The sequence below is a fragment of the Streptomyces sp. NBC_00659 genome (assembly GCF_036226925.1).
Lineage (GTDB): Bacteria > Actinomycetota > Actinomycetes > Streptomycetales > Streptomycetaceae > Streptomyces.
In genome coordinates this window covers 9,113,679-9,138,164 of the sequence record NZ_CP109031.1, presented here as the reverse complement: position 1 = coordinate 9,138,164, position 24,486 = coordinate 9,113,679, and the positions used below count along the sequence as shown (strand labels likewise).

The 24,486-nt window shown below is 69.9% G+C and carries 26 protein-coding genes; 15 read left to right on the top strand and 11 right to left on the bottom strand.

The window, feature by feature from the left end; all coding sequences use genetic code 11:
- Positions 1-138 precede the first annotated feature (138 nt).
- Positions 139-723 carry a dihydrofolate reductase family protein gene (locus OG410_RS40045; RefSeq protein WP_329303670.1) on the top strand — a complete coding sequence of 195 codons (585 nt, stop codon included), beginning with the start codon at positions 139-141 and terminating at the stop codon, positions 721-723.
- Positions 724-802: 79 nt separating this feature from the next.
- Here the strand turns inward: OG410_RS40045 and OG410_RS40040 are convergent, their stop codons facing one another.
- Complete coding sequence (locus tag OG410_RS40040) at positions 803-988, bottom strand: hypothetical protein (protein ID WP_328444084.1); 186 nt, start codon at positions 986-988, stop codon at positions 803-805.
- A 143-nt stretch (positions 989-1,131) separates the two neighbouring features.
- Positions 1,132-1,464 carry an ANTAR domain-containing protein gene (locus tag OG410_RS40035; protein WP_329303669.1) on the bottom strand — a complete coding sequence of 111 codons (333 nt, stop codon included), beginning with the start codon at positions 1,462-1,464 and terminating at the stop codon, positions 1,132-1,134.
- 333 nt (positions 1,465-1,797) lie between these two features.
- On the opposite strand from OG410_RS40035, the gene OG410_RS40030 reads away from it, so the two are divergent.
- Both OG410_RS40030 and OG410_RS40025 read left to right on the top strand, forming a co-directional pair.
- Positions 1,798-2,526: a hypothetical protein gene (locus OG410_RS40030; RefSeq protein ID WP_329303668.1), complete on the top strand. Its 729-nt coding sequence runs from the start codon at positions 1,798-1,800 to the stop codon at positions 2,524-2,526.
- A gap of 471 nt (positions 2,527-2,997) precedes the next feature.
- Positions 2,998-3,891 (top strand): hypothetical protein, encoded by an 894-nt coding sequence (locus tag OG410_RS40025; protein WP_329303667.1) that lies wholly within the window; start codon positions 2,998-3,000, stop codon positions 3,889-3,891.
- Between the two features lie 113 nt (positions 3,892-4,004).
- Here the strand turns inward: OG410_RS40025 and OG410_RS40020 are convergent, their stop codons facing one another.
- Entirely contained in the window at positions 4,005-4,910 is a 906-nt protein-coding gene (locus tag OG410_RS40020; protein WP_329303666.1) for a LysR family transcriptional regulator, read from the bottom strand.
- Positions 4,911-5,202: 292 nt separating this feature from the next.
- On the opposite strand from OG410_RS40020, the gene OG410_RS40015 reads away from it, so the two are divergent.
- Together OG410_RS40015 and OG410_RS40010 are read left to right on the top strand one after the other, a co-directional pair.
- Positions 5,203-5,907 (top strand): type 1 glutamine amidotransferase domain-containing protein, encoded by a 705-nt coding sequence (locus tag OG410_RS40015; RefSeq protein WP_329303665.1) that lies wholly within the window; start codon positions 5,203-5,205, stop codon positions 5,905-5,907.
- A 197-nt stretch (positions 5,908-6,104) separates the two neighbouring features.
- Positions 6,105-6,914, top strand: a complete 810-nt coding sequence (locus OG410_RS40010; RefSeq protein WP_329303664.1) for a hypothetical protein — start codon at positions 6,105-6,107, stop codon at positions 6,912-6,914.
- A 142-nt stretch (positions 6,915-7,056) separates the two neighbouring features.
- Here OG410_RS40010 and OG410_RS40005 read toward each other — a convergent pair whose 3' ends face one another.
- Complete coding sequence (locus OG410_RS40005; protein ID WP_329303663.1) at positions 7,057-7,755, bottom strand: HAD family hydrolase; 699 nt, start codon at positions 7,753-7,755, stop codon at positions 7,057-7,059.
- Positions 7,756-7,760: 5 nt separating this feature from the next.
- Positions 7,761-8,417: a 3,4-dihydroxy-2-butanone-4-phosphate synthase gene (ribB, locus tag OG410_RS40000; protein ID WP_329303662.1), complete on the bottom strand. Its 657-nt coding sequence runs from the start codon at positions 8,415-8,417 to the stop codon at positions 7,761-7,763.
- Between the two features lie 301 nt (positions 8,418-8,718).
- On the opposite strand from ribB, the gene OG410_RS39995 reads away from it, so the two are divergent.
- The gene (locus OG410_RS39995; RefSeq protein ID WP_329303661.1) at positions 8,719-9,267 is read left to right on the top strand and encodes a hypothetical protein; all 549 of its coding nucleotides are present in this window, start codon (positions 8,719-8,721) and stop codon (positions 9,265-9,267) included.
- Positions 9,268-9,511: 244 nt separating this feature from the next.
- Here OG410_RS39995 and OG410_RS39990 read toward each other — a convergent pair whose 3' ends face one another.
- Positions 9,512-10,030 carry an ArsR/SmtB family transcription factor gene (locus tag OG410_RS39990; RefSeq protein WP_329303660.1) on the bottom strand — a complete coding sequence of 173 codons (519 nt, stop codon included), beginning with the start codon at positions 10,028-10,030 and terminating at the stop codon, positions 9,512-9,514.
- A 99-nt stretch (positions 10,031-10,129) separates the two neighbouring features.
- Here OG410_RS39990 and OG410_RS39985 point away from each other — a divergent pair, with 99 nt between their 5' ends.
- Together OG410_RS39985 and OG410_RS39980 are read left to right on the top strand one after the other, a co-directional pair.
- Positions 10,130-11,371, top strand: a complete 1,242-nt coding sequence (locus OG410_RS39985; RefSeq protein ID WP_329303659.1) for an MFS transporter — start codon at positions 10,130-10,132, stop codon at positions 11,369-11,371.
- 318 nt (positions 11,372-11,689) lie between these two features.
- Positions 11,690-13,354 (top strand): beta-1,3-glucanase family protein, encoded by a 1,665-nt coding sequence (locus tag OG410_RS39980; protein WP_329303658.1) that lies wholly within the window; start codon positions 11,690-11,692, stop codon positions 13,352-13,354.
- A gap of 117 nt (positions 13,355-13,471) precedes the next feature.
- Here the strand turns inward: OG410_RS39980 and hemC are convergent, their stop codons facing one another.
- The gene (gene hemC / locus OG410_RS39975; protein ID WP_329303657.1) at positions 13,472-14,404 is read right to left on the bottom strand and encodes a hydroxymethylbilane synthase; all 933 of its coding nucleotides are present in this window, start codon (positions 14,402-14,404) and stop codon (positions 13,472-13,474) included.
- Positions 14,405-15,042: 638 nt separating this feature from the next.
- Here hemC and OG410_RS39970 point away from each other — a divergent pair.
- From OG410_RS39970 to OG410_RS39955, 4 genes are all read left to right on the top strand, one after another.
- Positions 15,043-16,599, top strand: coding sequence for a Re/Si-specific NAD(P)(+) transhydrogenase subunit alpha (locus tag OG410_RS39970; RefSeq protein ID WP_329303656.1), 1,557 nt, complete (start codon positions 15,043-15,045; stop codon positions 16,597-16,599).
- A 6-nt stretch (positions 16,600-16,605) separates the two neighbouring features.
- Positions 16,606-18,060, top strand: a complete 1,455-nt coding sequence (gene pntB, locus OG410_RS39965) for a Re/Si-specific NAD(P)(+) transhydrogenase subunit beta (RefSeq protein WP_329303655.1) — start codon at positions 16,606-16,608, stop codon at positions 18,058-18,060.
- Positions 18,061-18,447: 387 nt separating this feature from the next.
- Positions 18,448-18,930: a helix-turn-helix domain-containing protein gene (locus tag OG410_RS39960; protein WP_329298340.1), complete on the top strand. Its 483-nt coding sequence runs from the start codon at positions 18,448-18,450 to the stop codon at positions 18,928-18,930.
- A complete protein-coding gene (locus OG410_RS39955) occupies positions 18,927-19,481 on the top strand; it encodes a transposase (protein ID WP_329298339.1) in 555 nt (184 codons plus the stop codon). The genes OG410_RS39960 and OG410_RS39955 overlap by 4 nt, the downstream gene beginning before the upstream one ends.
- Before the next feature lie 11 nt (positions 19,482-19,492).
- Here the strand turns inward: OG410_RS39955 and OG410_RS39950 are convergent, their stop codons facing one another.
- The 4 genes from OG410_RS39950 to OG410_RS39935 all read right to left on the bottom strand — a co-directional run bounded on the left by OG410_RS39950 (position 19,493) and on the right by OG410_RS39935 (position 22,104).
- Entirely contained in the window at positions 19,493-19,966 is a 474-nt protein-coding gene (locus OG410_RS39950; RefSeq protein ID WP_329303654.1) for a hypothetical protein, read from the bottom strand.
- A gap of 154 nt (positions 19,967-20,120) precedes the next feature.
- Positions 20,121-20,996: a PhzF family phenazine biosynthesis protein gene (locus OG410_RS39945; protein WP_329303653.1), complete on the bottom strand. Its 876-nt coding sequence runs from the start codon at positions 20,994-20,996 to the stop codon at positions 20,121-20,123.
- A complete protein-coding gene (locus OG410_RS39940; RefSeq protein ID WP_329303652.1) occupies positions 20,993-21,496 on the bottom strand; it encodes a GNAT family N-acetyltransferase in 504 nt (167 codons plus the stop codon). The genes OG410_RS39945 and OG410_RS39940 overlap by 4 nt, the downstream gene beginning before the upstream one ends.
- Positions 21,497-21,513: 17 nt before the next feature.
- The gene (locus OG410_RS39935; protein ID WP_329303651.1) at positions 21,514-22,104 is read right to left on the bottom strand and encodes a chloramphenicol phosphotransferase CPT family protein; all 591 of its coding nucleotides are present in this window, start codon (positions 22,102-22,104) and stop codon (positions 21,514-21,516) included.
- Between the two features lie 121 nt (positions 22,105-22,225).
- On the opposite strand from OG410_RS39935, the gene OG410_RS39930 reads away from it, so the two are divergent.
- From OG410_RS39930 to OG410_RS39920, 3 genes are all read left to right on the top strand, one after another.
- The gene (locus OG410_RS39930; protein WP_329303650.1) at positions 22,226-22,867 is read left to right on the top strand and encodes a TetR/AcrR family transcriptional regulator; all 642 of its coding nucleotides are present in this window, start codon (positions 22,226-22,228) and stop codon (positions 22,865-22,867) included.
- An 87-nt stretch (positions 22,868-22,954) separates the two neighbouring features.
- Positions 22,955-23,563, top strand: a complete 609-nt coding sequence (locus OG410_RS39925) for a TIGR03086 family metal-binding protein (protein WP_329303649.1) — start codon at positions 22,955-22,957, stop codon at positions 23,561-23,563.
- Positions 23,564-23,813: 250 nt separating this feature from the next.
- On the top strand, positions 23,814-24,485 hold the full coding sequence (locus tag OG410_RS39920; RefSeq protein ID WP_329303648.1) for a HEAT repeat domain-containing protein: 672 nt from the start codon (positions 23,814-23,816) through the stop codon (positions 24,483-24,485).
- Position 24,486: the final 1 nt, after the last annotated feature.

Here is a 24,486-nt window from a genome sequence, read left to right as displayed (position 1 = left end):
GCGCCCTGCCGCGCCTCCATCCTGTACAGGCGCCGGCCGGGTGGAGAACTGGGCGCCGCCCGGCCGCCCAGTTCTCCACCCGACCGGCGCCTGTACCTACGTGGTCGACGACAACGTCGGCGCGAGGAGGGATCGGACATGGGAAAGATCGTGATGAGCGGGCCGCAGAACATCTCGCTCGACGGAGTGGTCCAGGACCCGGACGGCAAGGAGGGCTTCGAGCTGGGCGGCTGGTTCACCCGGTTCGGCGGTGAGGATCTCGCCGAGTGGAGCAAGATCGCGCTCGAGGAGGCGCTGGGCGCCGAGGCCTGGCTGCTGGGCCGCAAGAGCTACGAGTTCTTCGGGGAGCGGTGGCGGCCCCGGGGCGGCGAGCTGGCGGACCGGTTGAACAGCATGCCCAAGTACGTGGTGTCCTCGACGCTCGAAGAACCCGACTGGGACAACTCGACGGTTCTGAAGGGCGACGTGGTGACCGAGGTCGCGAAGCTGAAGCGGGAGCTGGACGGAGAGATCGTCGTCCCGGCCAGCTACCGGCTCGGTCGTACGCTGATCGAGCACGACCTCGTCGACGAAGTGCGGATGGTCGTCTTCCCGGTCGTGCTCGGGGCCGGCGAACGGTTCTTCGGCGAGGCCCCGAGCACGAAGCCCCTGCGTCTGGTGGAAGCCAGGACCATCGGTGACGGCTTGGCCTTCCTCACCTACGAGTTCCTCCGGAAACCCTAGCCACCGAGCGGCCGGTCGGTGAGTCGGGCTCGGGGGGCGGTGAGTCGGGCCCGGAGGGCGGTGAGTCGCGGGCCCGGGGTCAGAGTGCCGGTTCGGGAAGCTCTCCGGGCTCGACCACGACGACCTCGACACGGGTGCAGCCGACCGCCTCCAGCGCACGCCGACGCCGCGTGGCGGAACGCTTGTCGTAACGGCCGGCCGAAGCCTGCGACGCACCGTCCGGGTCGGTCCACATCAGGCTGTACCGACGTTTCGCAGTCGACATGCAGCCATCCTCTCTGGCTCACCGGCTCGTGGAGGCGCGCCCCGGCCGGTTCATGGTCCATCCGGTCCAGCAGCTTCACATACCCGGAGCGGTACCGGAAGGATTGGCAGAAATTGATACCTCACGGCGCGGTCGGCGGGGTGTCATTCCGAGGGTGCTTCGGGGATCTGGGTGGGGCCGTGGCGGTCGAGGGCGTCTTCCAGTTCGGCGCGGATGTCCGGGGGGATGTCGCCTTCGCGTCCCCAGACCAGGATCAGTTCGGCGACGTTGCGGAGCTTGATGTTGGTGTGCTGCGAGACGTCCTTCAGTACGGCCCAGCCCTGGTCCGGGGACACCCGGCCGAGAGCGACCACCATCCCGATGGCCTGGTCCACGACGGCGTGCGATGTGACGGCCTCCTTCAACTGCCGCACTTCCGCCTCAAGTTCGACAACGCGGTCACTGTCGTCGTGCGATGCACTGGATCCCGGTTCCATGAGCCCATCCTCCTGACTCGACCGGCGCGCTGCCACCAAGGGCATGACGGCGGCGGCGCATGTCCGGGAACCCTCCCGGGAGTTGTCGACCAGCCTGCCTGACGGCCCGACACGACGTGACGGGCCATGCCGTCGGCTCTCGCTTCCCCCGCAGCGCGAGCCCCAACCGTGGCGAGAACCACTGCCGCGCCGTACAACCATGTCGCCGATCTCTGATCGTTACGCCAAGCGACTCTAACGCGCTGGCAAAGTCCGCTGGTTGTGGGCTTGAATGCGGCTCGGCGCGACCGTTGTCGTGGACGCGCCCATGAAGACATGAGGGTGGGAAAGAACGTGAAGTCAGTTCCGGGGCGCGTCCTGGTGGGTATCGGCGTGATGGCGGCACTCGCTGCGACGGCCGCGTGCGGCGGGCAGGACACCGGCAGCAAGGGCAAGAGCGACAGCGGCAGCTCGAAGAAGCCGGCCGCGGCGGCGAAGCCCGCCGTCGAGGAGGAGCTGAAGCCCCTCACCGAGGCGCAGTTGACGAAAGCCGTGATCACCAAGGCGGACCTCAAGGGATACCGCGTCGGCGACACTCCCGACGACGAGATCCCGGAGGTGAGCGTTCCCGCGAATCCCGCCAAGTGCCAGGCTCTCGCCGACATGTTCCTGCTGGGCACCGAGCCCGACGCGACGGCCCGTGTGTCCCGCTCGGTGACGAGCCTGACGGCGACCGATGCCACGGTGCTGCGCGTCGGGCTGCTCGCGCAGAAGGAAGCGGACGCCAAGAAGGTGGTCGCGGACCTGCGCACCCAGAGCGAGACGTGCACCTCCTACGAGCACGCCGACTACCACTACACCGGCGTCAAGCCCGCGAAGGCCCCCGCCCTCGGCGACGAGGCGGTGTCGTACACGATGACCAGCGACATCGACGGAACCAAGATCCCGGTGACCTACACGGTCGTACGGAGTGGTTCGACCCTGGCCGTCTTCTACGCGATGAACATCCTGAACGAGAAGGCCCCCGAGGTGCCGACCAGTGTCGTCGAGGCACAGGTCACGAAGATCAAGAAGACCGTCTGACGGTCCCTGCCCCATCCGCGAAGGGCCCCGCAGCACTGCTGCGGGGCCCTTCGCCGCAGGCACGCCCCTATCGAGTCGCGGCGGCCCGGCCCGAGCAAACCGCGGGCGAAACCCTCGTGCCGATCACCACCACCCCGTGCATGCGCGGGTTCTCGCACTGCGATCCGGAGGCTTCCCGCGACGTGCGCACGGCGCGCCGTTCCAAGGAGACCGGCAACCGGGCAACGGCCGATACGACAAGGCCACTTCTGTCGAACCGGCCTTTAGAATCTGCCTGTTGATTCCCTCACGCGCCCCGGCATCCCTGCCCCACCGTCCCGACCCGACGGCCGATCACCTCGTCGGCTCCTGCCCCGCCCGCTCAAGGCGTCCCTACGACCGCGCCACCCGTCGACGCCGCCACCGGTCGCCGCCGAGCCCAGCCGTCCCTTCCGCCATCTGACCGCACTCCCTACGACCAAGGAGCACAGGATGCAGGATCGGCCCGAGGATGTCCCGGCGCAGCCCCAGGCGCAGACGTCACCTCAACCCGGCTCCCCCACGCAGCCCATACCCGCCCCCGCACCCCAACCGCAGCCCCAGCCGTTACCCCAGCCAAGACCCGAACCCACCCCGGGCCCGAACCAAGGCGCGACGCCGACGGTCACCTACGGGACTCCTCCCGCCTACCCTCCGGCCCAGCAGTACGCGTACGGGCAACCGCCCGGCTTTCCCCCGCCGCCTGGCGGCAAGGGCACCGCGGGGCGCGCGGTGCTGTGGGCGGCGGTCGGTGCGGTGGCCGCCTCCGCGCTGTGGGCCGGAGGAATCCTCGTTCTCGGCCCGTTGGGCGACAACGCCGATCTCGCGGGCTACCGGGCCAAGGCCAATCTCTGCTCCGCGGTCGACTACACCGCCTTGAGGACCGAATACGCCGAGGAGGACAACCTCCCCACGCACAGCGCACTGAAGCACAAGGCGATCGATCAGAGTTACTGCAGCATCTCCCTGAAGACGTCGTCCAGTTCCTCCTACGCCGATGCGTACCTCTCGGTGGAGATGGACCTGCACAAGACGACCGACCCGGCCCCCGAGTTCACGGCTGTGTGGTCCGAGTACGCCCAGCGGTACGAGGACTACGAGGTCGATGAGGTTTCCGGTTTCGGTGACGAGGCATATCTCGTGACCGAGGACACCACGTCCGGCTCGGGAACCAGCGGCAGCCGGGCGGTGATCCTCGCGGTGCGTGACGGCTGGATGACCTACCAGATGAGCTGGAGCACCTATTCGTCCTCCTACGAGACGACCACCCCGCCCGAGATCGACGAGGTCTCACGGTGGGTGAAGACCGACACCCGCTCGACGTTGGAGAACCTCCAGTCGGACTGACCGGACGTCCGGAGGAGACTCCTGTCCCGCGCGACACACGGGACAGGGCCTTCCCGTACGACCGCACGCGTGCGAGAAGCCTGGTCCGGCGTTCCATCAGCGGCCACGAGGAATCAGAGGCTCTTCCATTCCTGTGCCGCCCGGGCCAGGTGTTCCCACACGGCGGCGAGAGCGGGGCTCGCCGGCATGTCGCGCCGGGACGCCAGGTACAGGGTGTTCAACGGCTCGACCTCCGGCCGGTGCATCTGCACCACCTGCCCCGCGGCCAGCGCCGGAGCGGCGAGGTAGCGGGGCAGCACGGAGATGCCCATGCCGGACACCACCGCGGCCAGCACGGCGCGCAGGTCCGGGACGACGACGGCGACCTGATTGGGGGGCCGCCGCCCGAACTCGCTGCGCCAGTACCGCCGGATGATCGGAAGATCGGCCGCGTAGGCCACCAGCGGCATGGGGGCCAGTGCGGCGACCGGATCCGCCGCCAGCCGTTCCCGGTCCACGGCGTGCGCCAGCGCGGGCGGCCCCACCAGGAGGAACTCCTCGTCCACCAGCGGTGCCACCGACAGCCCCTCCTGCCGGGGGCGAACCGCGGAGACGACCAGGTCGAGCCTTGCCGCCGTCAGTGCCGCCAGCAGTTCTCCGGCCAGGCCCAGCGTCACCCGGATCCGTAGGCCGCGGGCGGAGAGCGGCGCCAGGGCGGGAAGCACCTGAAGGGCCATCACCTCGGCCGCTCCGCCGAGGTGAATCGTGCCCTCCAGCATGCTGTCCTCCCCCGAAGGGGACAGGGCGGTACGCAGCCCGTCGACATGCAGGCCGACGCGGGCGGCCAGCGCCGCCGCCCGGGGCGTCGGCCGCGCCCCTTTGCTCGACCGCACGAACAGCGGCTCGCCCAGTTGCTCCTCGAGACGGGCGAGCTGTCCGGTGACCGCCGGCTGGCTCACGCCCAGCCGCGCGGCCGCAGCGGAGAGCGAACCGGTGCGGTAGATCTCGAGGAACGTCGCCAGTAGGTCCAGGCCGGGCATGGGCACCTCCGTCCATCACTTCATCCATCACTGAGCTTATGAAAGGCTCCGGTCGATCCAATCCTAGTGATGGAATCGGCGCCCGGGGCACGGTCACCGGTCGTGCGACGCCCTACGGCACATCCACGGGAAGCGGGTCACCCCGGTCCATAACTCTTCTTATGACGAGGCGGAGGCGGCAGGGCATTTCCGTGATGAATGCTGGGGTTGTCCTGAGCACCGCGGTACTGCGGTCCGCAGGGCCCAGGTACCGCCTTCCAGAGTCGCCCCACAGATAAGAGCAGGTATTCCGATGTCGAAGATCCTCATGATCGTCTCAGCCGCCGACAGCTTGGTCCTGGCCGACGGATCCACCCATCCGACCGGCTTCTGGGCCGAAGAGGTCGCCGCCTCCCACAAGGTGCTGCGCGCCGCCGGAGCCCAGGTGGACATCGCCACCCCCGGCGCTGTCCGCCCGACGGTCGACGCCCTCAGCCTCGACTCCCGCGGCGGTGTGTCCGAGGCCGACGCCCAGGAGTTCCGCGCCTACCTCGACACCATCGCCGACCAGCTCTCCAGCCCGCTGAAGCTGGCGGACGTACGCCTGAGCGACTACGACGCGCTCTACATTCCCGGCGGTCACGCGCCGATGGCGGACCTCGCTCAGGACGCCGATCTCGGTCGGCTCCTCAACGAGGCCGACGCCCAGGGCACGATCGTCGCCGCGCTGTGCCACGGCGTCGCCGCCCTGCTCAGCGCCACCACGCCGGACGGCGGCTTCACGTTCGCGGGCCGCGCCCTCACCTCCTTCGCCGACGAGGAGGAGCGCCAGGGAGGCCTCGGCGACAACACCCCCTTCTACCTGGAGAGCGTGCTGCGCGAGCGTGGTGCCGCGGTGGAGACCGGGGCGCCGTGGAGCAACAAGGTCGTCGTGGACGGCAAGCTGATCACCGGCCAGAACCCCCAGTCCAGCACGGGTACGGCCGAGGCCACCCTGAAGGCCCTGGCCGGCCGCTGAGTCGTGCCCGGGCTCAGCCCGGGCTGACAGCCGCGGAGGCGTGATCCGCCTCCGCGGCGCTCGCCGTGCCCCGTCGGCGGTTCCCGGAACCGAATGATCCCCTGAGCGGAAACGACCTCCAACTTCCCTTCCATGGGAGGCTGTTGGAGGTCGTTCGCAGTGGAGCAGCGGGCCGCGAGGGGGGATCGTCAGGTGTCATGTCCGACGAGCGGGACGGCGGAGGCACTGTCATGAGCGGCGCGACGGAGTGGATCGCCGGCGGCTGGCTGCTCGGTTTCGGCGCGGTCCACGCCGGGCTGTACGCGGCATGGTGGCGACGTACACGGGACGAGCGGAAGTTCCTGCGTGGCATCCGGGCAGCGGATGTGGAGCCGATACAGGCGGCATGGTGGCTCGGCGCCTCGTGGGAGGGCGCGTCAGCCCAGCAGGAAAAGTACGCGGCAGAGGTGGCCGTGAGGCTGCTGATCCTGGCCGGTGACGCCGAGATCGACCGCGACGGTCGGATCACCGTGCCGCACAGGCGGTTCCTCGGTCAGAAGGATCCGGTCCTCGCCGCACTCATGAGACTCGTGCACCTCCACAAGGGGGCCACTGTGGACGTACTGCTCACCGACCCTCGTTTCCGGAAGGTTCTCCAGACCCGTCGTGCGCCCCTGCGCAGCAGGTTCGGCTCCTACCGCTTCCCCGCCCTGACCGCGGCCTTCGTCACGGCGTTCGGCATGTCCATGCATGCAATGATCATGCGCTGCGCCGTCCCCGGGCTGCCCGATCGGGACCCTGGCTGGTGGACCATGGCATGGATGCCGCTGTGGGCCGTGCTGGCCGCCGTCTCGGCGATCTGGCCCCAGGAGATGGCCCGTCCCTGGCCCCGGTTCACCCGTCGCTGCCGCACCGCCGTCACCCGGGCTCTGGCCGGCCAGAGCCCGGACACACAAGTCCGGGTGTCCATCAGTGCCTCGAAACCGTCCGACCGGCGCCCGTTCGTGAACTCCCGGGAAGCCGGCTGACCGGGCCTCGCCGCGGACGCTGTCCGCGGCGAGGCCCGGGTCGACGCCTACGGGAGTCGAAGGACCTCCCGCCCGCCGCCTGTGCTCTCGTGAAGCCAGGGCCGGATCGCGGTGGGCGACGGGGCCGTCGCGTGGTCCGGAATCATCCGGCTGCGCCGACCGGCCGCCCCGGGACGGCCGGTTCGGGCCGGCGGGCGAGCAGTCGGGTGAGCAGCGGCATGGCGTGTGCCGCGTCGGGGGCCTGGGCCAGGGGCAGGTGGGCGATGTCCACGGGAAGTTCCATGCGGTCGCGCGGAATGGCGAGGACGGGCATACCGGCGGCGGTGGCGGAGCGGATGCCGTTCGGGGAGTCCTCGACAGCCAGGCAGCACGACGGCGGGACGCCGATGGCGGCCGCCGCGCGCAGGTAGGGGTCGGGGGCGGGTTTGGCCCGGGTGACGTCCTCGCCGCACACCACGGCGCTCACGTCCCCGGCGAGGCCGAGGTGTTCGAGTGCGGCCAGGACGAAGCGGCGCGGGCTGGCGGTGGCCACCCCGACGGGCCCGTGCCGGACGGCCTCGCGGAACAGCTCCACGGCTCCGGGCAGTGCCTGGATGCGGCCGGCCGCGCAGGCGTCGGCCATCACGTCCGTGCATGCCTCGATGACCTCGGCGGTGTCCACCGGGCCGCCGCACAGTCCGGCGACGTAGGACGCCCAGTGGCCGTTGCCGTGCAGTGCGGTGCCGTCCCGCGACCGCCAGCGGTGACCGTGGCGGGCGGTGAAATCGGCGCAGACACGTTCCCAGGAGTCGCCGGTGTCGATGAGGGTGTCGTCGAGATCGAAGACCGTGGCGCTCAGCACGCCGTTCACACCGCGGCCGGAGCGGGGTCCGCATCACGCAGATGCTGGGAGAGCTGCTCGATGGAGACCAGTGCCAGCCCGTGCCGGTCGGCGAACACACGCAGCCGTTCGAAACGTGCGAGGGAGCCGTCGTCCTCGCAGACCTCGCTGAGCACGCCGACCGGTGCCAGCCCGGCCAGGCGCAGCAGGTCCACGGTGGCCTCGGTGTGGCCGCGCCGTTCGGCGACCCCGCCGGGGCGGGCCCGTAGCGGGAACATGTGCCCGGGGCGGACCAGTTGTCCGGGCAGGGTCGAGGCGTCGGCCAGCGTCCGCGCCGTCGCCGCCCGGTCGGCGGCCGAGATCCCCGACCCGGTGCCCGCCGCGTCCGCGGAGACGGTGTAGGCGGTCGTGCTGATCGGATCCGTGCCCGGGGCGGGCTCCACCATGAGCGGCAGCCGGAGCCGGTCGGCGATCTCGCCCGTCATCGGGACGCAGATCAGCCCGCTGGTGAAGCGGACGAAGAAGCCCATGGTCTCCGCAGTGGCGAACTGGGCCGCCATGACCAGGTCGCCCTCGTTCTCCCGGTCCTCGTCGTCGACCACGATGACCGGGCGCCCTGCCCGCAGTTCGCCGACGGCGACGGCGAGGGGGTCCAGCGGCCGTCGCTTCCCAACTGATGTCACTCTGTCCAGCCCTTCTCGATCTTGATCTTCCGGCGTTGGCATCGGTCGGCCGGTGGTCCGGCTTGAGAAGCGGCACTCCAACAGGCGAGTCGGCAGATGAACGGCCCCTGCTGGTAAGGGTTGAGAGCCATCTGCACGACCCCCTGACCGCCGGGGCGCACACCGGCGCACGGACGATGGCTGCAGGTGTTCGCGTACGCCGGGCAGGAGCGGATGTCTCTCCGAGCCCGCTCTTGATCCCTCCTGTTCGGCTTCGGCCGGTGATCGGTTACGCTGCGGCCCGTCGACCACGAGGGAAAACATGTTCAAGCGACTTGCCACGGCTGCGGTGACGGCTGTTCTGATAGCCGGGCTGGGTGCGTGCAGCAACGGGGATGACGTCCGCGACGTGGGGTCGAACCACTCGGCCGGCGTCGGCCAGGACAGCGGGAACGCCGCCGGGGAGCGACGACCGGACACGGCCGCCGCGAGCGTCTTCGGCCTCCGTGACGAGATCCGCCACCGCGCGGCCCTGACCACCCGGGCCAAGCGGCCGCACATGACGAAGAAGTGCACCACGGCCACCCGGCGGGTCAAACACACGACAAGCACCGGCTCGGGCGCCAAGCGGCGTACCCGCACCTGGTATTCGACCGAGCACTCCAAGAGCTGCAAGCAGATCCGCAGCGGAACCGAGACCTACACGCGTGTCGTCCGGCGGGAACAGTGGTGTGTCAGCCTGGACGACGTGAGCGGCGACAAGAACAAGGACGACGTCTGGTACCAGGTCAGCAGAACGACCTACGACGCGGCCATCGGCACGGACGAGCACGCGCGTATGGACTTCACCCCCAAGGACACCGGCTGCTGACCCGGAATCACACGCCGGGCCGGCCGAACCGGGCCTGAAGAAGGACGAGTACGAGCGGCGCCCGGACCAGGGTCCCGGCGCCGCTCGCGTCCACCGCCCGGCGAAACTGTCATGATCCGCGTCGCCCGAGGCGAAACCGGTCCACCGGCGCCCGGCGACAGCCCCGGACCCCCAAGTGGCCCCGGACGGGCCAGGTAACGAGACACACCGAGGACGGGCGCCCCACCGGCCCCGCCCGGGCGGTTCATCCGTCCGGACGCGTCCCGTCCTGCAGCGGGAAGGCCATCACGCTCACGCCCAGCGGGACAGTGCCCGGCGTGTGCGGCGGCCGGGCCGCTTCGTGGAGCTCGGTGGCGAGCTCGACGAGTCGCTGCCGGACGCTCTCCCAGGTTGGGGGATCCACCCACAGCTCGGCGTCCACGGTGACGCCCTCGCTTCCCTCCGCACGTCGCCGGGCACGTTCCCGAAGGGTGTGCGCCATGGTCTCGGCCAGCATCGGGGTTCCCTCGTGCTGGTCGGAGAGTGGCGTGCCCTGGACGGTGCGGTAGCGGCGCTCCCTGCCGCCGCGGCGGGTGCGTTCCTCCGCCAGCTCGACCAGACCCACCGCGTCCAGGCGCCGCAGGTGCTGGCTGGCCAGCGCGTGAGAGACGTCCAACTCGCGGGCGAGCTCGGCGGCCGACATCGGCCCCGGCCACATGAGGCTGAGCATCCGCAGCCGCAAGGGGTGGGCGAGCGCGCGCAGCACGGGATCGGTTTCGGTCACGCGGGCCAGTAAAGCGCATGCCCGGCGCCGGTGAACCCTTACCACCAAGCAGATGATTGGGGGTAGGTTGTGCCGCCAGGCGCACCGAAGGGCGAGGGAATGAGCTGGAACACGCTGAAGGTCTTCCGGGACCGCAACGCGCGTCTCTATCTGGGCGGAGTGATCGTCTCTGGTTTCGGCAACTCGGCCATGGCGCTGGCCGCCGGAATCTGGGTCAAGACGCTCACCGGTTCCAGCAGCCTCGCCGCGCTCGTCGGCTTCTGCATGTGGCTGCCGACCTTCGCGGGACCCGTGCTCGGCACCGTGGCGGACCGGGTGCGCCGACGTCCGCTTCTGGTCGCGACCAACCTGGCCCTGGCCGCCGTCATGACCGCGCCGCTCTTCGTGCGTTCACAGGAACAGGTCTGGCTGCTGTTCGCCGTGCTGACCCTGGTCGGAACGGGCATGGTGCTCACAGACGCGGCCGAGACAGCCCTGGTGGCGGCAGCCGTGCCGGACGAACTGCGCGGCGACTTCAACGGTCTGGTACTCACCGCCCTCGAGGGCATGAAGCTGCTCGCTCCGCTGGCCGGCGCGAGCCTGTTCACCGCGTTCGGCGGCCGGACCGTTGCACTGCTGGACGCGGCCAGCTTCGTCCTGGCCGCGGCCGCCTTCAGGCTGATCCGGGTGCGGGAAGCCTCGCCCGCACCGCGCACCGGGCGGGTGTGGACCGCCGGGACCGCCGAAGGCGCCCGCTACCTGCGGCAGTACCCGGCACTGCGTTCGCTGGTCATCACCAGCGGGACGACCATGATGCTGGCCGGCCTCAGCAGCACGGCCACGTACGCGATGCTCGACGCCGGGCTCCACCGGTCCCCGGCCTTCGCGGGCGTGCTCACCTCGCTCCAGGGGCTCGGCTCGGTCGTCAGCGGGCTGGCGGCCGGTGCGCTGATGCGCCGGATACCTGAGCGCACCTTCTCGGCGGCCGGACTCGCCATCTTCGCCCTTGGCATGCTGGCTCGGGCCACTCCCTGGCTGCCCGTCACGCTCGGCGGCAGCCTGCTGATCGGCCTGGGCTTGCCCTGCCCCGTCATCGCGGCGCTGACGGCCGTACAGAAGTACACCCCGTCCAAGTTGCTCGGCAGGGTCGCGGCGACGGCCAACACCTTCGTATACGCGCCTACGGGACTCGCCCTGCTCCTGGGCACGGGCATGGTGGCCGTCCTCGACTACCGGGTGCAGCTCCTCGGCGCCGGCCTGTCCGGCTTGGCCGTGGCATTCGCGCTCCTGCTGACCGGCCGCGGCGAGAGGACTCCGGCACCGGCCGGCACTCGACCCATGCCCGAAGCGCAGGAGATCTGACGCCGCGCGGCAGGCGCGATGCCGGAGGGCGAGTGCGCCGCACACGGCCCGGCACACGACGTGCGGCGAACGGGCCCGTCCGGCGGCCCCGACCGGAGCCGGCACATCGGTCGCCGCTCACGGCCCCGGAGCGCGTGAACTTCAGGCGCCGAGGGTCCTGGTGAGACACGAATGCCGTTACTTGGACGTAATGGTTCCGCAACCTTGACTGCACTGGTCCAGTCCAATAACGTCACCCCCGCACAGAACCCCACACGAAACAACTCCCCCCAACCGTCGCCCTGCTGACGGTTCATCACCCTCTCCGGGAGGGCCCCTGTGGTTTCCCGACGTTCCTTCCTGACCGCGGCCGGTGCCATCACCGGTACGGCCGCACTCAGCCCGTTCTCACCGGTCTCGCCGTTGACGTCCACTGCGGCGGCGGCAGGAGTCTCACTCCCCGTGAAACTGGCGAACAACTCCGGCCACGACACCGTCTACGCCTACATATCCGGCACCGACAGCAGCGGCTGGCCGGTCTTCGTCTCGGCAAGCGGCGCCCTGAACCGGCTGCCCAACCCGTCGTCCGCGGTGACCCCCATCGCCGACTACTCCATCCCGCTGGGCGCCTCCGGCTCGGCCGCCACCACCGTCAACCTGACCAACTACATCATCAGCGGCCGCGTCTACTTCTCGGTCGGGAAGAAGCTCCAGTTCTTCGTCAACCCGGGTGCCGTGCCCGGCGTGGTGCAGCCCGCCCTGGTCAGTGCCGACCCCAACTGGTCGACCAACTGGACGTTCTGCGAGTTCACCTTCAACAGCGCCAACCTCTACGCGAACATCTCCTACGTGGACATGGTGGCGCTGCCGATCTCGATGTCCAGCACCGGCAGCGGGGGCAACCAGTCGGTCAGCCCGCTGCCCTCCGGCGCCCTCGCCTCCATCGCCTCGGGTCTGCAGGCCCAGCACGCCGCCGACGGAGCCCCCTGGGACAGGCTGGTGGCCACCGACTCCTCCGGTGGTGTGCTACGTGTCATGGCGCCCTCGCACTCGCCGGTGGACTTCGGCGGCTACTGGGACGACTACCTCAACCGGGTCTGGAGCCACTACACCTCCAACCCGCTGACCATCAACGGCCAGGGCAGCATCGGTTCCTACACCGGCAAGGTCTCCGGCAACGCCATCGTCTTCTCCGGTCTCAACACCAACGGCGTGCCCTTCACCAAGCCGAGCGCCACCGACATCTTCGGCTGCGCGTCCGGTCCCCTCTACAACTCCGGCGGGGACGCACGCGGGGCGATCGCCGCCCGCCTCTCCGCCGCGCTCAACCGCAGCTCGCTGCTGGTCCCGGGCGGGAACAACAACCCCGACGGCGTGACGCCCGCCCAGTACTACACGGACGCGATCACCAACCACTACGCGCGGCTGGTCCACAAGTACGCCAGCATCGGCTACGCCTTCCCCTACGACGACGTCGGCCCCACCGGCTCGGCTCCCGTCGACGGGCACATCCAGGACGGGGCGCCCACCTCGTGGAGCATCACCCTGGGCGCCGGGGGCTCCGGGGGAGGATCGGGGGGCGGCTCGGGCAACATCAGCGCCTACAGCACCATCCAGGCCGAGTCCTACTCGGCGCAGAGCGGGACCACCACCGAGGCCTGCTCCGACTCCGGCGGCGGCAGCGACGTGGGCTACATCGCGAACGGCGACTGGCTCAAGTTCTCCTCCGTCGACTTCGGTTCGGCCTCCCCTAACCAGTTCAAGGCCCGGCTGGCATCCGGTGCCGCCGCCGGCGTCAGCGGTGCCGTCCAGGTACGGCTCGACAGCCTCAGCGGCACGAAGATCGCCGAGATCAACTTCGCCAACAACGGCGGCTGGCAGAGCTGGCAGACCGTTCCCGCGAACATCGTGGCCTCCGCCACCGGAGTCCACGACGTGTACCTGGTCTTCTCGGGCAGCAGTTCCGACTTCACCAACATCAACTGGTTCACCTTCACCAGCTGACCCGCGCGTTTCAGCGGTGCGACCGCCCCACAAGGGCGGTCGCACCGTCGTCTCGCCGTGTTGTCGCCCCGTTCCGCGCCACCTGAACCGACCTCGCTCGCGGCCCGGACCCCGGTGTCAGTGGGCGATGCTGTCGATCAGTTCGCGGGCGCCCTGTCGCAGCAGAGCCAGAGCGACGGAAGCACCGAGGTCCGACGGGCTGAGCCGCCCGGCCCATTCGTGGGCGTTCAGGACGGTCTTTCCGTCGGGGCTGAACACGCAGGCCCGCAATGACAGATCGCCCCGGGACGCCTTCGCGTATCCGGCGATCGGGCTGTTGCAGTGGCCTTGGAGGACGTGCAGGAACATCCGCTCCGCCGTGGTCTCCCGATAAGTGCCGGGATCGTTCAGTCCGCTGACGATGCCGATCGTGGAGGTATCCGCCTCACGGCACTGAAGAGCCAGGACGCCGGCCCCGATCGGCGGGCACATCGTCTCGGTCGACAGGACCTCGGTGATCATGTCCGGCCGGCCGATGCGCTCCAGTCCGGAGGCGGCGAGCAGCAGGGCGTCGACCTCGCCCGCGGCGAGCTTGTCCAGGCGGCGGTTGGCGTTGCCGCGAAACGGCACGCATTCCAGATGCGGGTGGGAGGCGGCGAGTTGAGCGACCCTGCGCACCGAGGACGTTCCGATCCGGGTCCCCGCGGGGAGCTCGTCGAGGAGCAGGCCGCCGGGATGGACGAGGGCATCACGGATGTCGTCACGCTTGAGGAACGCCGCGAAGGTCGTCCCGGCGGGCAGCGGCCTGTCCGCGGGCACGTCCTTGACGCAGTGCACCGCGAGGTCCGCCTCCCCGGCGACGAGCGCGGCGTCGACCTCCTTGGTGAACGCCCCCTTGCCCTCGACCTGGGAGAGATCTCCCATCCATTTGTCGCCGGTGGTCTTGACCGGGATCACCACGGTCCGGAGTTCGGGATGAAGCACGCCGAGCTCGGCGCGGACGCGCTCCACCTGGGCCAGGGCCATGGGCGAGTCACGGGAAACGATACGGATCAGCTCAGGAGCGGACATGTCGTACACGATAGTGCGTCGGAGGCCGACTCCTCCCGTCAATCCGGAGGTCCACACCGGCGGCGTACCAAGGACATTGGGGCGCGCCGACGGCCGCCTCAGCTCGGTGCGGCGCCGAGCTGGGGCCGGCCGTCGTACGCGACGTGGCGCGCCGTCACGGGGGCACGCTCACCGCGGACGAGGCGCCGTCCGGAGGCGCACTGTCCGAACTGAGCCTGCCCGCGGCGCCCGTCCCCCTCACGCACACGCGATGCCGGAGCGGGCTCAGGAGTCCTGACATGACCGACACATGACCGGTATCCGACCGCCGCCTGACCGCCACCGTGTGCGGCGGAACCCGGCCGCGGTCGGGCCGGATGCCGGGGTTCCCCGCCCACGCCGGGACGGCCGGAGCGGCATCAGGAGACGGACCATGCCCATCCCTGACGCATCGAAACGGTGGGGAACATGTCGGGAACGCCGTACCACGACGCCCTCCGCGTGTTGTCGGCAACAGACCTCGCGTGAAACAAGTCACGGCTGCGCGCTGTGCCGAACAGCCTGCTCCACCATGTAAGTTCCTGCGTCCAAGGGGCGTGGACTCCCCCTGATCACACATTCGTGCCAGCACATCTGCGCCCCCTGAGGGAGACATCACCATGCCCGCAGAAGAATCGGCCCACCACCCGCCCCAGCGCATCGGAGTTGTGGCCGAGTCCACTTCCGGGGAGACCCGTGTCGCGGCGACGCCCGCCACAGTGCGCCAGTTGGTGGGACTGGGCTACGAGGTCGTCGTCGAGTCGGACGCCGGCACGGCGTCGGGCTTCACGGACGACGCCTATGGTGACGCGGGCGCACAGATCGGCGACGCCTGGCAGACGGACGTCGTACTCAAGGTCAACTCCCCTTCGACGGGCGAGATCGCGCGCGTACCCGACGGCTCGACCCTGATAGGCCTGATCAGTCCGGCCCAGCGGGCGGACCTGCTCGCGGAGCTCGCGAGCCGTCCCATCACCGTGCTGGCCCTGGACGCGGTACCGCGGATCTCGCGGGCGCAGTCCATGGACGTACTCAGTTCCATGGCCAACATCGCCGGCTACCGGGCCGTGATCGAGGCGGCGCACGTGTTCGGGCGCTTCTTCACCGGCCAGGTGACGGCCGCGGGCAAGGTCCCGCCGGCGAAGGTGCTGGTGGCCGGCGCCGGTGTGGCCGGTCTGGCCGCCATCGGCGCCGCCTCCAGTCTCGGCGCGATCGTCCGGGCGACCGATCCACGGCCGGAAGTGGCCGACCAGGTCAAGTCCTTGGGCGGCGAGTACCTACCGGTGAACGTCGCGCAGGAGGCGAGCACCGACGGCTACGCCAAGGCAACCTCCGCCGACTACGACCGCGCGGCGGCCGAGCTGTACCACGGGCAGGCGAAGGACGTGGACATCGTCATCACGACCGCGCTGATCCCGGGCCGCCCCGCCCCGCGCCTGCTCACGGCGGAGGACGTGGCGGCGATGAAGCCCGGCAGCGTCATCGTCGACATGGCCGCCTCCCAGGGCGGCAACGTGGCGGGAACCGTCGCCGGCCGCACCGTGGTCACCGACAACGACGTGACCATCATCGGCTACACCGATCTGGCGTCCCGGCTGCCCACCCAGGCCTCGCAGTTGTTCGGCACCAACCTGGTGAACCTGATCAAGCTGCTGACACCCGGCAAGGACGGCCGGCTGGTCATCGACTTCGACGACGTGGTCCAGCGGGCGGTGACCGTGGTGCGCGAGGGTGAGATCACCTGGCCTCCGCCGCCCGTGGCCGTCTCGGCCCCGGCCGCCCCCCAGCCCGCCCCCGCGGCGGCTGCCGCACAGCCGAAGGAGCCGCGGCTCACCCCGGCGGCCCGGTTCGCCCTGTTCGGCGCCGGCCTGCTGGCGATGTTCGCCCTCGTCGCCTTCGCCCCCGCCCAACTCGCCGCGAACTTCACGGTCTTCACCCTGGCAGTGGTGATCGGCTATTACGTGATCGGCAAGGTGCACCACGCGTTGCACACGCCGCTGATGTCCGTCACCAACGCGATCTCCGGGATCGTGGTGATCGGAGCGCTGCTCCAGATCGGGCACGAGAGCGCGGTCGTCACGACGCTCTCGTTCGTGGCGATCCTGCTGACGAGCGTCAACATCTTCGGCGGCTTCGCCGTCACCCGCCGCATGCTGTCCATGTTCTCGAAGGGCTGAGCCGCCATGACTACCACTACAGCGTCCCACGCTGCGGACCTGGTCGCCGCCCTGCTGTTCATCCTCAGCCTGGCGGGACTGTCCCAGCACCGCACCTCCCGTGCCGGTGTCGTGTACGGCATCGCCGGCATGGCCCTCGCCCTGGTCGCCACCGTCGTGCTCGCGGCACAGAGCATCAACGCGGGCGCGGTCACGCTGATCGTCGTCGCGATGGTGCTCGGCGCGGCGATCGGCATCTGGCGGGCGCGACAGGTCGAGATGACCGAGATGCCCGAACTCATCGCCGTGCTGCACAGCTTCGTCGGCCTCGCCGCGGTGCTGGTCGGGTGGAACAGCTACCTGGAGGTCGAGGCGCACGGCGCCGCGCAGAGGCATGTCACGGCCGATCTGCTGGAGATCCACCACGCCGAGGTGTTCATCGGCATCTTCATCGGCGCGGTCACCTTCACCGGCTCGATCGTCGCCTTCCTCAAGCTGTCGGGGCGCGCCAAGTCCCGTCCGCTGGTCCTGCCGGGCAAGAACGCGCTCAACGTCGCGGCGCTGGTGGCGTTCGTGGCGCTGACGGTCTGGTTCACGATCAGCCCCGGCCTCGGTCTGATGATCGCCGTGACCGTGCTCGCGCTCGTCCTCGGCTGGCATCTCGTGGCCTCGATCGGCGGCGGCGACATGCCCGTCGTCGTCTCGATGCTCAACAGCTACTCCGGCTGGGCCGCGGCGGCGGCGGGATTCCTGCTCGACAACAACCTGCTGATCGTCACGGGCGCGCTGGTCGGATCCTCGGGCGCCTACCTGTCGTACATCATGTGCAAGGCGATGAACCGGTCCTTCATCTCGGTCATCGCGGGCGGCTTCGGCATCGAGGCTCCCACCGGCGGGGACGAGGAACAGGGCGAGCACCGGGAGATCCAGGCCCGGGAGGTGGCCGAGCTTCTGACCCAGGCCCGGTCCGTCGTCATCACCCCCGGCTACGGCATGGCCGTGGCCCAGGCGCAGCACCCGGTCGCCGAGCTCACGCGTCAGCTGCGCGAGCGCGGCGTGGAGGTCCGCTTCGGCGTCCACCCCGTGGCCGGCCGTCTGCCCGGGCACATGAACGTGCTGCTGGCCGAGGCCAAGGTGCCGTACGACATCGTCCTGGAGATGGACGAGATCAACGACGACCTCGCCGACACTTCCGTCGTCCTGGTCATCGGCGCCAACGACACCGTCAACCCGGCCGCGGAGGATGACCCCACCAGCCCGATCGCGGGCATGCCGGTCCTGCGGGTGTGGGAGGCGGAGCAGGTCGTCGTCTTCAAGCGCTCCATGGCGTCCGGCTACGCGGGCGTGCAGAACCCGCTGTTCTTCCGCGAGAACAGCAGCATGCTCTTCGGTGATGCCAAGCAGAGCGTCGAGGACATCCTTCGCGCTCTCCCGTCCGACCCGCGCGCCCAGGCGTCGAGCGAAGCCGCTCTCGCCCGCTGAGACCCCCGCGCCCCGGCGCCCCGCCTCCGCGTCACGCACGGCCGCGTCACCGATTGCGCCCGGTTCCGGGCACGGCCCCGCACGGCCATGGACCCGGCTGCCACCTCAGGCAGCCGGGTCCGCCCCGGCCGCACCTCCACGCTCCGCACAACCATGGTGACGGAGCACACGACGATCCGAACACGATGCCGTCAGGTGACCGACACGGTGGGTCCTAGTGCTGGATTCCTCTTTGACTGGGTATATGTGCTGGTGGCGGGGTAGTTGCGGGTGCTCGGGGGCGGGTGCTGGGCGATGGTTTTATGGGCACGACCGGGGCGTGACGAGGACGAGCGGGCTCTCGTTCGCAGGTTGTCGCGGGCACGGAAGGCTCCTCGGGATGTGGTGATGCGGGCCCGGATGATCGAGCTGAGCTGGTCGGGGCTGCGGGTCCCTGCGATCGCCGTGGAGCTGGACTGCAGCCAGAAAACGGTCCGCTGCTGGCTGCACCGCTTCAACCGCCTGGGCCTGCAGGGACTGGATGATCTGGGCGGGCAGGGCCGCAAGCGACGCATCACCGAACAGGAACGATCCCAGATCATCTCCCTGGTCAAGACCATCCCGCCGGGACGACTGCGGTGGGAGCCCGTCGGGGAACTGTGGGCCTTCGATGAGTCAGGACCGCCCGAGTGGACGCTAGATTCCCTGGCCACAGCAGCACAGGCCGAAGGAATCGAGGTGGGCCGCTCACAGGTCAGACGCATCCTGCTCGCCGAGGGCGTGCGCTGGCGCCGTACCCGGTCCTGGATGCGATCGAAGGACCCGGACTTCGTCCCAGAAGGACAAGGATCATCGGCCTCTACACCCACCCGCCCGACGGTGCGACGGTGATCTGCGCCGACGAGCTGGGGCCGGTGATCCCCCGGACCTTCCCGCCCGCACCCGCCTGGTCACCCAACGGGCATCGGATCAAGGCGGAGCTCGACTACAGCCGCGGACCGGAGAAAACCTGGGTCTACGGCGGTCTACGGCCGGCCGACGGCCAGGCCCTGACCATGACAGCGTCCTCCCGCAACAGCGTCTTCTACCAGCAGTTCCTGCAACAGGTCGAAAATGCCAACCCGGACGGGGAGATCTGGATCGTCACCGACAACCTGTCCAGCCACAACAGCCTGTCCACCCGGACCTGGCTCGAGGACCATCCCCGCATCCACCACGCCTTCATCCCCGTCGGCGCGTGCTGGCTCAACCTCCAAGAAGGCTGGTGGCGCATCTTCCGCAAAGCCGCCCTCGCCGGCCGCTCCTTCGCCAACCCCGACGACATCGCCCAAGCCACAACCCTCGCAACCAACCAGCTCAACTCCCATGCCGGCCCATGGATCTGGGGCAGAACAGCACCGCCAACCCGCTCCCTACGACGCCGATACGTGTACACCGTTTGAGGAATCCAGCACTAGTCGCCCGAGGAGCCGAAGATGCCCAGATGAGTGGGCTTTTCATCGGAGTAGAGGACGACGTAATAGCCGGTCCACCCCATCCGGCGCTCGCCCAGCAGACTCCGCGCATGCTCCTCGTGACTCGTGGTCTCGGCGGCAGCGGCGACGAGTCTCTCGTACTCCTCGACCGTGGGGCGGTCTGTATCGAAGTGGTGAACCACCCGGCTCGCCGCCAGGGGGCGGAGGGTGCCGTAGTCAGAGGAACGGGACGGGACCGGCGGGGCATCCGTGGCGACGACCCTGTCGATGTCGAGGATCGTGTGAGTGCCCTCCGTCCCCATGAACTCCTCGTCCTCGTACAGGTCCTCGATGCTTCGGTAGCTCGATCCGTCGCCGTATTCCTCCTGAAACACCCTGACCCGCAAGGCCTCCAGAGCCGCCTCGACGTCCCCGTCGTACCTGGTGACGTAGTCCCACCCACTGGCGCCCATCGAGCCACCCTCCCTGAAGATCGCGTACGACCGAACGGTAACGGCGGGCACTGACACCGGGGGTTGCCGCACCCGCCGACCGGGACGTGTCCGGCCGACGGGCGGCTACGGGCGTGGCTGTGCGATCGGGCGGACGGCTCCCGACTCCTAGCTCCTAGCTGATGCGCGTTCCCGCGCCGCTGACGCGGACGCGGGGGTCGCCCGCGCGCAGCGTCACGGTGAGCCGGCCGGGGCGGCCCAAGTCCTCGCCCTGGTGCAGGGTGAGCACGGCGTCCTCGGGGACGAGGCCGAACTCACGGACGTACGCACCGAACGCGGCGGCCGCGGCGCCGGTCGCGGGGTCCTCGACGACCCCGCCGACGGGGAAGGGATCGCGGACGTGGAAGACGGTGGCCGTCTCTCGCCAGACCAGCTGGATGGTCGTCAGGTCCAGGCGGTGCATGAGGGCTTCGAGGCGCGCGAAGTCGTACGCGAGATCGGCGAGGCGAGCGCGCGTCGCCGCCGCGAGTACGAGGTGGCGGGCACCCGCGAACGCGATGCGGGGCGGGAAGGCCGGGTCGAGGTCGGCGGCCGGCCAGTCGAGCGCGGCGAGCGCCTCCGTGAGGTCGGCGTCGGCGATCTCCTCGATGTGCGGCTCCACGCTGGTGAGCGTGACCCGGATCGTCCCGCCCTCCTGGGCCACCTCCACCGGCACGACGCCGACGCGCGTCGAGAACACCAGCTCCCCGGGCCCGATTCGCTCGGCCAGCGCCACGGCCGCCGCGACGGTGGCATGCCCGCAGAACGGTACCTCCGCCTTCGGGCTGAAGTAGCGGACGCTGTAGGTGCGTCCCTCCTGGCCTTCGAGTCCCTCCGGGGCCGGGGTCAGGAACGCGGACTCCGAGTATCCGAGTTCGGCGGCGACGGCCAGCATGTCGCTGTCGTCGAGGGCGGTGGCGTCCAGAACGATGCCGGCGGGATTTCCGCCGTCCGGGCTGTCGGAAAAGGCGGTGTATCGCAGTACATCGGGCCGCGGCGCATTCGTCGTCATGATCGTCGGAACGCGGGACACCCGTCGGCTATTCCGGGTTCCAGTTCCAGGGTGCCCACCGTCTGGTCGCCGCTGGTCTCCCCCGTGGGCCGGAATCCGAGCGTCAGATAGAACTGTCCGGGGCCGCCCTCGCCGGGATGCCAGGTGGTGGTCAGGCGAGTGCCTCCCCGGCGCCGGATCTCGGCGGCCACGGACTGCACGGCGAAGCGTCCGTAGCCCCTGCCCTGCTTTCCGGCCGCGATGTTGAGGCGCCAGAGTCCGGAGCGGAAGTCGGTACCGTCGCTGGTCCAGTCGATATCGAAGAAGGCCATGAGGAACCCGACGACCTCGTCGCCGTCGCAGATGAGCCGGGGCCAGGCGATGCCGGGATGAACGTACGCCTCGGCGAGCGACTTCACCACGGGTGCCACCGCGTGTTCCTGGTCGGGGCGGACCTTCAGGCCGATGGCGGTCTCGAGGTTGTCAGGGGTGATCACTTGCAGGTGCAGCGAAACGGGCATGTCCGAACTCTCGACAGTCACATCTGACCGATAGTTGCGTCCGGGGTATCGCCCGACGACAAGTAGCGATCACGCAGGCGGGCGAAGGCAGTAGGGCTGGGACGAAGCGGAAGGAACTCCTTGATCCTTTCAGCGCATTCGCGCGGGCTCGACGTGCTGGTGTCGCACTCCAGGTCGTAGTCACCATGACGGTGGACGAGGTCGTACTGGTGCGCGGCCAGGCCCGACGGACGGTCTCCGCGCGCCTGTTCCCGGCGTAGGAGTTCCTCCAACGGACAGCGGACACCTACGAACAGCACGTCCTCGGCGCGCAGAACCGACAGGCAGTCGAGCAACCGCCAAGGCTCGCTGAGCACATGGTCCACGATGATGTCGTTGCCGACCTCGGCCATCGCCGCGATCGAGCGGTGGAAGCCCATCCGGGTCCGCCGCAGCGCGCTTTCGAGTTCCTCCGCTCCGAGGGCTCGTTTGGTGCGCATCGCGTTGAAGCTGTCCACCGCCAGGTGGAAGAAGACACCGTCGTCGAGAATGTCGAGCAACTCGCGGGCGACACTCGACTTTCCTGAACTGGACGTACCGTTGAGGAAGATGATGCGGCCGGCTGTCATACGGGCATGATCACACAGGTGTGGCGGGGGAACCCTTCGCAGGCGCGGCGCCCGCACGGATCATGCCGGGCGCCTGCACCATGGTCGCCGGGCACTCGGCGCCAGGACAGGGAGGGCGTAGATGACCCGGCTCGACGGACGGCTCGAACGGGGTAACCGCACACGGCAGTTGGTGCTTCACCGAACGGTCGACATCGCCTCGGTCGAGGGGCTTGAGGCACTGTCCGCGGGACGGCTCGCGACCGAGCTGGGCCTCAGCAAGAGCGGGGTGTTCGCACTCTTCGGGTCCAAGCAGGAGCTTCAGCTCGCGACCGTGCGCGAAGCCGGGCGGATCTTCGGCGAGCGGGTGGTCCGGCCCTCGGAACAGGTCCCTGCGGGCGTCGGACGGGTGGGACGGCTGTGCGACTTGTGGCTCGAGTACTCGCGCGGGCGAGTCTTCCCGGGCGGCTGCTTCTTCTACGGGGTCATCGCCGAGTTCGACGCCCGATCGGGGCCGGTCCATGACGCGGTGGTGTCGGCCCACCGGGCCTGGACGGCGCTGATGGAGCGCACGATCGACGAGGCCCGTACGGGCGGCGAGCTGCGATCGGACACCGACGTTCCCCAACTCGCCTTTGAAATCGTCGCATTGATGGAAGCAGCCAACGCCGTCTCCGTACTCCACGCCGAGGAAACCGCCTATCAGCGTGCCCGGTTGGGCATCGCGAACCGGTTGCGGAACGCCTCGACGGAAGGGACGACGCCCGCGCCCCGAGGGAACTGATCCCACGGTTCGCCCCTCTCGGCTCGAGCAATTCCTTTGGCTGGAAAACAAATTGAACGATCGGTCGCACAGTTTTACGGTCGGATCATGACTGTCACCGGAGCGGACATCGTGGAGCTCGACAGGATCGCCGTGAACGAGGCCCTGCGGGTGGTGGAACTGGCGGAGAGCGCGGACTGGGACCGGGACACTCCCTGCGCGGGCTGGAACCTTCGACGGCTCGTGGCGCACATGACCGCGCAGCACCTCGGATTCGCGGCGGCGGCACGCGGAGCGGGCCTGGAGGCAGCCCATTGGCAGGAGGCGCCGGACATGGACGATCCGGCCCTCGTCCACCGGGTGGCCGCGACGGCCGTCCTCGCGGCCTTCGCCGAACCCGGCGCGACAGAAAGGGAGTTCGCACTCCCGGAGCTGGGCGGGAGCTTCACCGGACGGCAGGCCGTCCGCTTCCACTTCGTCGATTACGTGGTTCACGCCTGGGACGTCGCCGCAGCCCTGGGAGTGGGCCTGGAACTCTCCGACGACGTCCTCGGCGCGGCACTCGCCACAGCCCGACGGGTACCGGCCGATCCAGCCCTCCGCGGCCCCGGAAACGCCTTCGCCCCAGCACTGGACGTGCCCGGCGGGTCGGGACCCCTCGACGAGACGCTGCGCCTGCTGGGCCGGGATCCGCACCGGTGGCCCGCAGCCGCCTGACCCCCCGGATCTCAGCCGCCCCGGCGTCGCCGCCACCGACCTCGGTGCCCGTCCGGGTCGTGGCCCCCCAGGAGCCGGTCGGATCTCGGTACGGCCGGGAGCCGAGCCAGACACCGCGCGGTCCGGACGGGGGTCCGCTCACGCAGGCGGTACGCGGCCCCCGCGCGCCGGTCCCGTTCCCCGCGCGGCGGTCCCGCTTGACCTTGACACGATGACAAGGCCTTCACTGCGTGCCAAGGAGGTGATCTCGATGACGATCACGAAACGGGACGCCGATGCGGTACGCGTGCTCCGGGGGCTGGAGGACGACAGCTCATCCGTGCGGCTGCGGGCCGCTCTGGCGGCTGGCACGACGCCCGACCCGCGCTTCGTCGCCGGCCTCGTCCGGAGATCCGCGGTCGAGCCGGAGTTCTTCGTCCGCGACATGCTGACCTGGGCGCTCACCCGCCACCCGGTGTCCATGACGCTGCCCGCGCTGCTCCGCGAAGCCCGCTCGGACCACGCGCAGGCACGGAGCCAGGCGCTGCACACGCTGTCCAAGATCGGGGACCGGCGGGCGTGGCCGGCGATCACACCGAGCCTGCTGTCCGACGCCGACGACGAGGTCGCGCGGAGCGCCTGGCGTGCCGCGGTCGTGCTCGTGCCCGCGGGCGAGGAGGCTTCCCTGGCCGCGGAGTTGGCGACTCAGCTCGGGCGCGGCGAGCGGGAGACGCAGCTCAGTCTCAGCCAGGCCCTGATCGCGCTGGGAGACGTGATCGTTCCGGTCCTGCTCGCCGCGACGACGGCGCCCGCCCCGCGCGTACGTACGCACGCGCTCGCCACCCAGCGACTGCTGCACGATCCCGACGCCGGATTCGAGGGGGCCGTCGAGGAGGCGAAGCGCGTCGCGGTTCTCGACGGGACTGGTCAGGAGGGACGATAGG

Bases quoted from the DNA above. Each gene is read 5' to 3' on its own strand.
- OG410_RS40015 (WP_329303665.1), top strand. From the start codon at position 5,203: ATGTCGAAGATCCTCATGATCGTCTCAGCCGCCGACAGCTTGGTCCTG.
- OG410_RS40010 (WP_329303664.1), top strand. From the start codon at position 6,105: ATGTCCGACGAGCGGGACGGCGGAGGCACTGTCATGAGCGGCGCGACG.
- OG410_RS40025 (WP_329303667.1), top strand. From the start codon at position 2,998: ATGCAGGATCGGCCCGAGGATGTCCCGGCGCAGCCCCAGGCGCAGACG.
- OG410_RS39930 (WP_329303650.1), top strand. From the start codon at position 22,226: ATGACCCGGCTCGACGGACGGCTCGAACGGGGTAACCGCACACGGCAG.
- OG410_RS39940 (WP_329303652.1), bottom strand. From the start codon at position 21,496: ATGCCCGTTTCGCTGCACCTGCAAGTGATCACCCCTGACAACCTCGAG.
- OG410_RS39925 (WP_329303649.1), top strand. From the start codon at position 22,955: ATGACTGTCACCGGAGCGGACATCGTGGAGCTCGACAGGATCGCCGTG.
- OG410_RS39995 (WP_329303661.1), top strand. From the start codon at position 8,719: ATGTTCAAGCGACTTGCCACGGCTGCGGTGACGGCTGTTCTGATAGCC.
- OG410_RS40045 (WP_329303670.1), top strand. From the start codon at position 139: ATGGGAAAGATCGTGATGAGCGGGCCGCAGAACATCTCGCTCGACGGA.
- OG410_RS39960 (WP_329298340.1), top strand. From the start codon at position 18,448: ATGCGGGCCCGGATGATCGAGCTGAGCTGGTCGGGGCTGCGGGTCCCT.
- OG410_RS40020 (WP_329303666.1), bottom strand. From the start codon at position 4,910: ATGCCCGGCCTGGACCTACTGGCGACGTTCCTCGAGATCTACCGCACC.
- OG410_RS40035 (WP_329303669.1), bottom strand. From the start codon at position 1,464: ATGGAACCGGGATCCAGTGCATCGCACGACGACAGTGACCGCGTTGTC.
- OG410_RS39970 (WP_329303656.1), top strand. From the start codon at position 15,043: ATGCCCGCAGAAGAATCGGCCCACCACCCGCCCCAGCGCATCGGAGTT.
- OG410_RS39985 (WP_329303659.1), top strand. From the start codon at position 10,130: ATGAGCTGGAACACGCTGAAGGTCTTCCGGGACCGCAACGCGCGTCTC.
- pntB (WP_329303655.1), top strand. From the start codon at position 16,606: ATGACTACCACTACAGCGTCCCACGCTGCGGACCTGGTCGCCGCCCTG.
- OG410_RS39945 (WP_329303653.1), bottom strand. From the start codon at position 20,996: ATGACGACGAATGCGCCGCGGCCCGATGTACTGCGATACACCGCCTTT.
- OG410_RS39920 (WP_329303648.1), top strand. From the start codon at position 23,814: ATGACGATCACGAAACGGGACGCCGATGCGGTACGCGTGCTCCGGGGG.
- OG410_RS39935 (WP_329303651.1), bottom strand. From the start codon at position 22,104: ATGACAGCCGGCCGCATCATCTTCCTCAACGGTACGTCCAGTTCAGGA.
- OG410_RS40040 (WP_328444084.1), bottom strand. From the start codon at position 988: ATGTCGACTGCGAAACGTCGGTACAGCCTGATGTGGACCGACCCGGAC.
- OG410_RS39950 (WP_329303654.1), bottom strand. From the start codon at position 19,966: ATGGGCGCCAGTGGGTGGGACTACGTCACCAGGTACGACGGGGACGTC.
- hemC (WP_329303657.1), bottom strand. From the start codon at position 14,404: ATGTCCGCTCCTGAGCTGATCCGTATCGTTTCCCGTGACTCGCCCATG.